The sequence below is a fragment of the Micromonospora sp. NPDC004336 genome (genome assembly GCF_053602615.1).
Genome location: NZ_JBSGDY010000225.1, coordinates 1 through 8,184, shown reverse-complemented (window position 1 = coordinate 8,184; position 8,184 = coordinate 1). Strand labels below are relative to the sequence as shown.

Sequence of the window (8,184 nt, the reverse complement as noted above, 5' to 3'; positions counted from 1 at the left end):
AGGCCGCCGTGACTGGCGGCCACTCGGTCGACCTCGGCGCGCAGCAGGCCCGCGGGGTGCTCCCGCCCGATGACGACCTCGCGCAGCCGCGGGTGCTCCGCCCGCTCGAAGACCGCCGCCGGCTCGCCGACCTCCAGCACCACGCCGCGATCCATGAACGCGACCGTGTCGGCGACCTCGCGCGCGAAGCCCATCTCGTGGGTGACCACCACCATCGTCATGCCGCCGGCCGACAGCTCCGCCATCAGCCCCAGCACGCCCTTGACCAGCTCCGGGTCCAGCGCCGAGGTGGCCTCGTCGAAGAGCATCACCTGCGGACGCAACGCCAGCGCGCGGGCGATCGCGACGCGCTGCTGCTGCCCGCCCGACAGGTGCGCCGGCCGGGCGTCGGCCTTGGCGGCCAGCCCCACCAGCTCCAGGTGGTCGCGGGCGACCGCCACGGCCTCGTCCTCGGCAAGCTTGCGGATCCGGCGCAGCGCGAGGGTGATGTTGCGCAGCACGCTCATGTGCGGGAAGAGGTTGAACTGCTGGAAGACCATGCCGACCCGCTGCCGCAGGGCGTCCGGGTCGTCCCGCAGCACGCTGCGCCCGTCGAGCAGCACGTCGCCCCGGTCGGGCTCGATGAGCCGGTTGATGGTGCGCAGCAGGGTGGACTTCCCCGAGCCGGACGGGCCGATCACACACGCCGTGGCGCCGCGCGCTACGTCGAGGTCCACGCCGCGCAGCACCCGGTGCGACCCGAAGGCCAGGTGGACGTCCCGGACGCTCAGGCTCACCGACCCCGTCGTGTCGATGCTCATCGCTGGTTCCCTCCCGCCGCGCCCGGCAGGGCCAGGTCGAGGTCGTCGTCGTCGGGCGCCGCGGCCTGCCGGCCGTGCCGCAGCCGCCGGTCGATCCAGTTGACCGCGTGGGTCAGCGGCACGGTCAGCGCGAGGTAGAACAGCCCGGCCAGCAGCAGCGCCGACTGGTTGCCGGTGTTCGCCGCGTAGTCCTGCCCGATCCGGAACAGCTCCCGCTGGCTGGCCAGCAGGCCCAGGAAGTAGACCAGGCTGGAGTCCTTGATCAGCGCGATCAACTGGTTCACCCAGGCCGGCAGCACGCGGCGGATGCCCTGCGGCACGATCACCAGGCGCATCGCCTCGCCCCAGGACAGGCCCAGCGCCCGGGCCCCCTCCAGCTGGGCGGCCTCCACCGACTGGATGCCGGAGCGAAAGATCTCGCCGATGTAGGCCGCCGCGATCAGCGACAACGCCAGGACCCCGAGGGGGTACGGGTTGGGGCCCCACACCTGCATGCCCAGCGGCGCCAGGCCGACGCCGATGAGCAGGATGGTCGCCGCGGCCGGCAGGCCCCGGAACACGTCGGTGTAGACCCGCGCCGGCCAGCGCAACCATCGCGTACGCGAGATGCCCGCGACGGCCAGCCCCATGCCCAGCACCGAGCCGAGCAGGGCGGCGGAGACCGCCAGGATCAGCGTGTTGGGCAGCCCGACCGTCAGCATCTCGGGCAGCGCCTCGCGCATGGAGTCCCAGTCGAAGAAGGTCTCCCACAGGGTGCTCAACGGATCCATCAGTCGCCTCTCCTACCGCCCCGCTCGCTCGTCGTCCCGGTCAGGAAGAAGCCGACGCCGACGCCGACGCCGACGCCGACGGCACCGGGACCGTGCCGCTGCCCGGCTTGAAGTCGGCCGGGATCGGCCGGCCCGGGTAGTACTGGGCCTGCAGGCGGCTCCACGTGCCGTCGGCGATCACCTCGTCGAGGCCCTTGTTCAGCGCCTCGCGCAGCTTGTCGTTGCCCTTGGCGAACGCGTACGCCGTCGGGGCGGGGCTGAGCAGCTTGGCCGCCACCTTGATCTTGCCGCCGCTGTCGGCGGCGGACTTGTCGCCGATCTCGGCGGGGGCGATCCAGGCGTCGGCGGTGCCCGCCTTGAGCTGGTTGATCGCGCCGTTGTAGTCGGGCACCCGGACCGGGTCGAGCCCCTTACCGGTGGCGTAGTCGTCCTGCACGGTGCCCTGCACGACCACGACCCGCTTGCCTGCGAGCTGGTCGAAGCCGGTGAGCGACGAGCCGGCCGGCACGTCGAGCCCGAAGTGGCCGAAGTCGTAGCCGTTGCCGAAGTCGACGGTCTTCTTCCGCGCCTCGGTGATGGTGATCGACGAGCTGCCCACGTCGAACTTGCGGTTGTTGACCTGGGAGAGCAGGGCGGAGAAGTCGGTCCCGACGAACTCCACCTTCAGACCGACCTTCTCGGCGACGGCGGTGAGCAGGTCGTTGTCGAAGCCGGTGAACTTGCCGTCCTTCAGGTAGACGTTCGGCGGTGCGTCGGTGAGCGTGCCGGCGCGCAGCACGCCCGGCTGAAGCAGGTCGTACGGGTTGTCGGCCGCGCCGGTCGCGTCGTCGCCGCAGCCGGTCAGGGCGGTGGCGGCGACGACGGCGGCGACGCCGAGGGCGGCGGCACGGGTGAGGGCGGGAAGGAATCGCACAGGTGTCTCCGAAAGGTCTCCGACGGCGGGCACGGGCGTGCGCCGCCGGCGGTGCGCCCGGTGGGCGTACCGCTGGGGTGGTTCCTGGAAGAGGGGTTCGGCGCGCGGCTAGCGCGGGTCGCCGGGGCGACACGAGGCGCTGCAGACCCGCATCATGTCGACGTGGCGGCGCCGGGTCAGATTCGGCGACGGCGGCGCGACCACGGCGAAGGCCGCCGGTGGGGCGCAGATGCGGAAGGACATGGTTCTCCTCGGTCGTTGCTGACCTGGGAACCAGGCCACGCTTGCACCGGAACTGCTCCGGTGCCTGGTCTTCACCCGGGGCACCCCTGCGCGGACGAGGGTTGCCGGCCAGCGAGCCGGGGCTTGACGCTGGCGCTCATGACCTGCCGACGAGGCTAGCAGCCGGCCGTGGTGGCGCGTCCAGCCGTTATGACCACCCTCACGTGTCCCGGCCGCCGCCGTGCGGCGTCGGCGACCTTCGCGGCGGCGCCGCCCGCGCGGCCGCCCTCGGGGACCCGGTGCGGACGGCCGGGCACCGTCACTCCTCGATCGCGCCGCCCACGCGCCGCAGGTGCTGCCGGAAGGTGTAGCCGGGGTCGGTGGCGCGGCGGGCCAGGTAGCCGGCGAAGTCGGTCTGCTCGCGCAGCGTCTCCCCGGCCTGGACGCGCTGCGCCTGGACCCGCTCGACGGCCCGGATCCGCCGCGCCGCCGCGAACACCTCGTCGGCGCGCCCGGCGGGCAGGAACAGCACCCCGTCGTCGTCGGCGACGACGAGGTCCTCGGCGCTCACCACGTGCGGCCCGATCCGGGCGGTGACGAGCGTCTGCGGCCCCCGATCGTCGAGCCGGGTCGGGCCGAGGGGCAGGCTGCCGTAGCTGAACACCGGCAGGGCGATCTCCACCAGCTCGGCGGTGTCGCGGTGCAGGCCCCAGACCACCAGGCCGGCGACCCCGGCCGCGACGCCCTCCAGCACCGCCAGGTCGCCGACGCAGGCCTCGTCGACCCGGCCGCCGTTGTCGATCACCAGCACGTCGCCGGGGGTCGCGCCCGCGTACGCCTCCAGGAAGACGTCCACGCTGCCGTGGTGGCGCACCGGCAGCACCCGCCCGGCGAGGCGGTGACCGGCGACGACCGGCCGGATCCCGGCCGGCGCGGCGCGCAGCGGCACGCCGAGCCGCACGCAGGCGTCGGCGATCAGCGGCGTGGACAGGTCGGCGAAGCGCTCCGGCATGACGTCCTCCCGGCGGTGTGGCGGGCGTGGACCGTCATCGTAGGAAGGCCGCACCGCCGGGTGGCGAGGTCCAATCCGGACCCGCTGGCCCGGCCGGCCCCCGCGTCTCCGGCGGGCCCGCCCGGGACGGACCTCGGGGCGACCGACACCGGGTCCGCCGGCTGTGCCATCGTGGTCGTTCCGCGAGCGGCCGACCGGCACGGGTGGTCGCCCGGCCGCGCATGAGCGCGCCCCCCGGAGCGACCGGGGAACGGCGAGACGGGGGAGGACCGTTGGGGGAGCAGGGGGCCGGGCCGCTGAGCGGCGTGCTCGTCGCGGACTTCTCGCGGATCCTGGCCGGACCGTACGCGACCATGCTGCTCGCCGACCTCGGCGCGGACGTGATCAAGGTGGAGGGACCCGGCGGGGACGACACCCGCACCTGGATGCCGCCGGTCCGGGAGGGAACGTCCACCTACTACCTCGGCGTCAACCGCAACAAGCGCTCGGTGGTGCTGGACCTCGCCGACCCGGCCGATCTCGACCTCGCCCGGCGACTGGTCCGCCGGGCCGACGTCATGATCCAGAATTTCCGCCCCGGAGCCCTGCGGCGCTTCGGCCTCGACTACGACAGCGTCGCCGCCGCCAACGAACGGATCGTCTACGCCTCGATCAGCGGCTTCGGCACCGCCGCCGGCGCGGACCTGCCCGGCTACGACCTCACCGTGCAGGCCGCGTCGGGCCTGATGAGCCTCACCGGCGAGCCGGACGGCCCGCCGTACAAGGCCGGCGTCGCCGTGTTCGACGTGATGGCGGGCCTGCACGCGGCGCTCGGCATCCTCGCCGCCCTGCACCACCGCGCCCACGCCGGCGTCGGCCAGCACGTCGAGGTGGACCTGCTCTCCTCGGCGCTCTCGGGCCTGGTCAACCACGCCAGCGGCCACGTCGCCGGCGGCGCGTCGCCGTGGCGGATGGGCAACGCCCATCCGAGCCTGTTCCCGTACGAGCCGATGCCGGCCGCCGACGGCGAGCTCGTCGTCATCGCCGGCAACGACGGCCAGTTCCGCAAGCTGTGCCAGGTGCTCGGCCTGCCCGCGCTGCCCGACGACCCCCGGTTCCGGCACAACCCGGACCGCACGGCCAACCGCGAGGCGCTGCGCCCGATCCTGGTGGAGCGGCTGCGCCGGCGGACCCGGGACGAGTGGTTCCGTGACCTGCGGGCGGCGGGCGTGCCGTGCGCGCCGATCAACACCGTCGACGACGGCGTCGCCCTGGCCCGCGACCTCGGGCTCGACCCGGTGGTCATCGTCGGCGGGGTGCCCGGCATCCGCAACCCGATCCGCCTCTCCGCCACCCGGCCCCGGTACGACCTGCCGCCGCCCGGGCTCGACGAGCACGGCGAGGACATCCGCGCCTGGCTGAGCGCCGACTGAGCCGGAGGCGGGCGCGGCGCCGGCTCGTACGTGCACCGGCCGGACCGGGGCGGGCGCCTGCGAGTCGGGACCGGTCCGCACCTTCGACGGCACCGGGGCGGCCGGCTCCGCGTCGCGGAGCGCCGCCCTGACGGCTGTGTCGCCTGGCTGGCGGCTGCGTCGCCTGGCTGGCGGCTGCGTCGCCCGGCTGACGGCTGCGCCCGCTCGGGTCACGGTCGCGTCGCCCGGCTGACGGCTGTGCCCGCTCGGGTCACGGTCGCGTCGCCCGGCTGACGGCTGTGCCCGCTCGGGTCACGGTCGCGTCGCCCGGCTCACACCGGGGTGACGGCGAGCCGGGGGTCGGCCGGCGGCGCCGGGGCGGCCAGGCTGAGCAGGGTCTGCCCGGTGGCGTCGTCGACGACGGCGACCCGCACGGTGTCGGGCTGCCGGTCGGCCAGCGGCACGGCGAACACGGCGGTGGCCGGGCGGCCCCGGTAGCGCGCGGCGTGCCCGACGAAGCGCCAGTCGCCGTCGTCCCAGTGCTCCCGCACGTCGGAGCGGAGCAGCGGGGCCACCTGCCGGTAGGCGTCGCTGAGCTGGAGCTGCTGCACGGTGGCCAGCAGGGGCACGCCGGTGCCGCCGCGCAGCGGGTGGGTCAGCCGGGCGCGCAGCCGGCGCAGCGGCAGCAGCCAGGCGGCGTCCAGCTCCGGCGAGAGGGCCACCACGGCCGCCATCTCGGCGACCAGCACGGTCGCGCCGGCCACCGGCCGCTCGGCGAGCGCGCCCGCCCAGCCGCCGTCGGCCAGCCCCGCCAGCCCGCCCGCCGCCAGCAGCAGCCCGGCCCGGGCCAGGCCGCGGCCGGTGACGGGGGTCGGCCGGGCGCTCAGGCACCCGCAGGAGGAGGCGGGGGCGGCCCGGCGGGAGTACGCGAGATAGCCGAGGAACCCGGCCGCCAGCGTCGCCGCCGCGACCGCCTCCGCCAGCAGGGCGGGCGGCAGCACGAGCAGCGCGCCGAGGGTCAGCTCGACGCCGCCGAGCAGCCGGTACGCGGGCAGCGCCCGGCGCTGCCCGAGCAGCCGGACGAGCGCCGACCGGCCGGCCGCGGCGGCGGCGTGCCGGCTGAGGAGCTTCACGCGGGCGGACCAGATCAGCACCGCGCCGACCACCAGCGGTTGCAGCGCCGCGATCATGTCGATCATGGGGTCTCCCATCGAACGGTCGGGAGGCGCCCGCCGGGGCGGTTCGCCGACGCGTGCCGCCCCGGGGTCGCCGTCAGGCGGCGGCGTAGACGGTGGCGATGTCGATCTCGTTGGTGTCCGGGTGCCAGGCGCCGAGCACCTGCACGTGCCGGCCGACCCGCAGCAGCGACAGGTCGCTGACGGCCGGGGTGCCGTTGTAGACCGCGGCGGAGCGGTCCGGCACGACGTGCGCGACGATCCGCCGCCCCTTGTGGTCGAGGTGCAGCACGTTGCGACCGACCGCCGCGATGTGCCCGTGCAGGTTGACGATGTTGACCCAGACGGCATCCGCGGCGAGCGTGCCGTCGGGCAGGCGGACGCCGCGGGCGTAGAGCCCGTCGCCGACGGCGACCCGGTCGAACGTGGTCGGGTGCAGCTTCCAGATGCTCGTGCCGTCGGTGACCCGGATCGAGTGCAGCACGGTGTCCGAGCCGGTGACCAGCAGCATGTTGCCGGAGACCGCGCTGATCCGGCCCTCGGCGAAGTTCGGGTCGGGCGCGCCGGGTGCGACGGTCGCGGCCTCGGCGGCGAACGCCGCCTCGGGGGCGAGCGGGCCGAGCCCGGTGGCGCCGACCACGCCGCCGAGCGCGGCGGTGGCGAGCAGTCGCCGGCGCCTCAGGGTCTGGTCCATGGGGTCCTCCCGTTCAGACGGAGTCGACCGAGCAGGGCCGCAGCCCGGTGGAGAGACTGGCGATCGCGCTGTACGCCGCGGGCGTCAGGTCGATGATCCGGTTGCTGCCGCAGGCCGAGCCGCAGCAGGTGCGCTCACCGCAGAAGAGGTCGGTCTGCGGGCCGCAGTCGGCGATGGCGGTGCCCACCCGGGCGCCGGTGCAGAGGTTGGTGGTGTAGTGCCGGAAGCCGCAGCCGCGGCGGCTCATCCCGCTGATCCCGCACACGTGCGGTCGGGTGATGGCCAGGCACGCGTCCGAGGTGTTCGGCCAGGCGTGCTGGTAGTTGCCGGACGAACAGGTGCCGCAGGCGCCCCCGCCGGCCGTGCCGCAGGGACCCCAGGCGGTGCCGCAGCAGAACCACGACACCTCGCCTCGTAGAGCGACCACGGTGTCTCCTCTCCGGAACCGATCAACAATGACAACGATCGATGTAAGAGACGATTGTTGTGGCGTAAATCATCGAAGTCAATGGATGGCCGGTAGGTTTCCTACGCGCGCCGGCCGACGCCGGCGGCCGCCTCGCCCGGTGTCGTCCGCGACCGCCGCGCCGGCCGATCGGGGGTGCGGATAAAAGTTTTCGACCTCATCGAAGATCCCCTTGGAACTAATCTCCAGACCGACTACGCTCCTGTGGACCACCTACCGTCCACGATGGAGGAGACTGGTCATGCGCAAGCTGATGTCAGCGGTCGGAGCGGGAGCCATGCTGGCCGTGGGGCTGCTCGCCGGGGGAGCCGGCCCGGCCCAGGCGGCGAGCTGCACCCTCGTGCAGTCCGAGATCTACAACGGCGCCAACATGATCGCCTACTCGCAGGGGCTGCAGGGTTGCTCCGGCGACGTCTACTGGGAGATCCAGTCGGGCGACGCGGGGGCCTGGCAGGTCGCCGACAGCGGGACGACGCACTACGCCAACACGGTCCAGAGCTACTACGGCGACGTCGAGTTCCCGTGCTACATGCGGATCTACGCCAAGTTCGGCACCCAGGAGAAGCTGACCCAGCCGGTGCGCAACTACAACTGCGCCCCCTGATCCGCCGCACGATCCGGGTCCCGACGGCCGTTGGCCCGCCGGGCGGGGCGACCGACGTCGCCCCCCCCGGGGGGGGGCGGCGGGGGGCGTGGGGCGCGCCGTTCGGCATAGGACACGTCTGAAAAAAAGAAAAACTC

The 8,184-nt window shown here is 74.3% G+C and carries 9 protein-coding genes and 1 riboswitch; of the genes, 2 read left to right on the top strand and 7 right to left on the bottom strand.

Annotation, left to right across the window (positions count from 1 at the left end):
- The 4 genes from ACWENR_RS28145 to ACWENR_RS28130 all read right to left on the bottom strand — a co-directional run.
- Positions 1-794: amino acid ABC transporter ATP-binding protein (locus ACWENR_RS28145; RefSeq protein WP_452279973.1), on the bottom strand; the 794-nt coding region annotated here is incomplete at its 3' end.
- Positions 795-796: 2 nt separating this feature from the next.
- Positions 797-1,570, bottom strand: coding sequence for an amino acid ABC transporter permease (locus tag ACWENR_RS28140; RefSeq protein WP_452279972.1), 774 nt, complete (start codon positions 1,568-1,570; stop codon positions 797-799).
- A gap of 40 nt (positions 1,571-1,610) precedes the next feature.
- Positions 1,611-2,483 carry an ABC transporter substrate-binding protein gene (locus tag ACWENR_RS28135; RefSeq protein ID WP_452279971.1) on the bottom strand — a complete coding sequence of 291 codons (873 nt, stop codon included), beginning with the start codon at positions 2,481-2,483 and terminating at the stop codon, positions 1,611-1,613.
- A 275-nt stretch (positions 2,484-2,758) separates the two neighbouring features.
- A riboswitch (SAM riboswitch) is annotated at positions 2,759-2,870 on the bottom strand.
- A 154-nt stretch (positions 2,871-3,024) separates the two neighbouring features.
- Positions 3,025-3,717: an RraA family protein gene (locus ACWENR_RS28130; RefSeq protein ID WP_452279970.1), complete on the bottom strand. Its 693-nt coding sequence runs from the start codon at positions 3,715-3,717 to the stop codon at positions 3,025-3,027.
- A 272-nt stretch (positions 3,718-3,989) separates the two neighbouring features.
- On the opposite strand from ACWENR_RS28130, the gene ACWENR_RS28125 reads away from it, so the two are divergent.
- Positions 3,990-5,129 (top strand): CaiB/BaiF CoA transferase family protein, encoded by a 1,140-nt coding sequence (locus tag ACWENR_RS28125; RefSeq protein WP_452279969.1) that lies wholly within the window; start codon positions 3,990-3,992, stop codon positions 5,127-5,129.
- 311 nt (positions 5,130-5,440) lie between these two features.
- Here ACWENR_RS28125 and ACWENR_RS28120 read toward each other — a convergent pair whose 3' ends face one another.
- The 3 genes from ACWENR_RS28120 to ACWENR_RS28110 form a co-directional block, all read right to left on the bottom strand.
- Positions 5,441-6,307: a MauE/DoxX family redox-associated membrane protein gene (locus ACWENR_RS28120; protein ID WP_452279968.1), complete on the bottom strand. Its 867-nt coding sequence runs from the start codon at positions 6,305-6,307 to the stop codon at positions 5,441-5,443.
- A gap of 73 nt (positions 6,308-6,380) precedes the next feature.
- Complete coding sequence (locus ACWENR_RS28115) at positions 6,381-6,977, bottom strand: cell wall protein (protein ID WP_452279967.1); 597 nt, start codon at positions 6,975-6,977, stop codon at positions 6,381-6,383.
- Between the two features lie 13 nt (positions 6,978-6,990).
- The gene (locus ACWENR_RS28110; protein WP_452279966.1) at positions 6,991-7,404 is read right to left on the bottom strand and encodes a hypothetical protein; all 414 of its coding nucleotides are present in this window, start codon (positions 7,402-7,404) and stop codon (positions 6,991-6,993) included.
- Positions 7,405-7,684: 280 nt separating this feature from the next.
- Here ACWENR_RS28110 and ACWENR_RS28105 point away from each other — a divergent pair, with 280 nt between their 5' ends.
- The gene (locus ACWENR_RS28105; RefSeq protein WP_452279965.1) at positions 7,685-8,047 is read left to right on the top strand and encodes a hypothetical protein; all 363 of its coding nucleotides are present in this window, start codon (positions 7,685-7,687) and stop codon (positions 8,045-8,047) included.
- Positions 8,048-8,184 lie beyond the last annotated feature (137 nt).

Bases quoted from the DNA above. Each gene is read 5' to 3' on its own strand.
- ACWENR_RS28130 (WP_452279970.1), bottom strand. From the start codon at position 3,717: ATGCCGGAGCGCTTCGCCGACCTGTCCACGCCGCTGATCGCCGACGCC.
- ACWENR_RS28115 (WP_452279967.1), bottom strand. From the start codon at position 6,977: ATGGACCAGACCCTGAGGCGCCGGCGACTGCTCGCCACCGCCGCGCTC.
- ACWENR_RS28120 (WP_452279968.1), bottom strand. From the start codon at position 6,307: ATGATCGACATGATCGCGGCGCTGCAACCGCTGGTGGTCGGCGCGGTG.
- ACWENR_RS28105 (WP_452279965.1), top strand. From the start codon at position 7,685: ATGCGCAAGCTGATGTCAGCGGTCGGAGCGGGAGCCATGCTGGCCGTG.
- ACWENR_RS28140 (WP_452279972.1), bottom strand. From the start codon at position 1,570: ATGGATCCGTTGAGCACCCTGTGGGAGACCTTCTTCGACTGGGACTCC.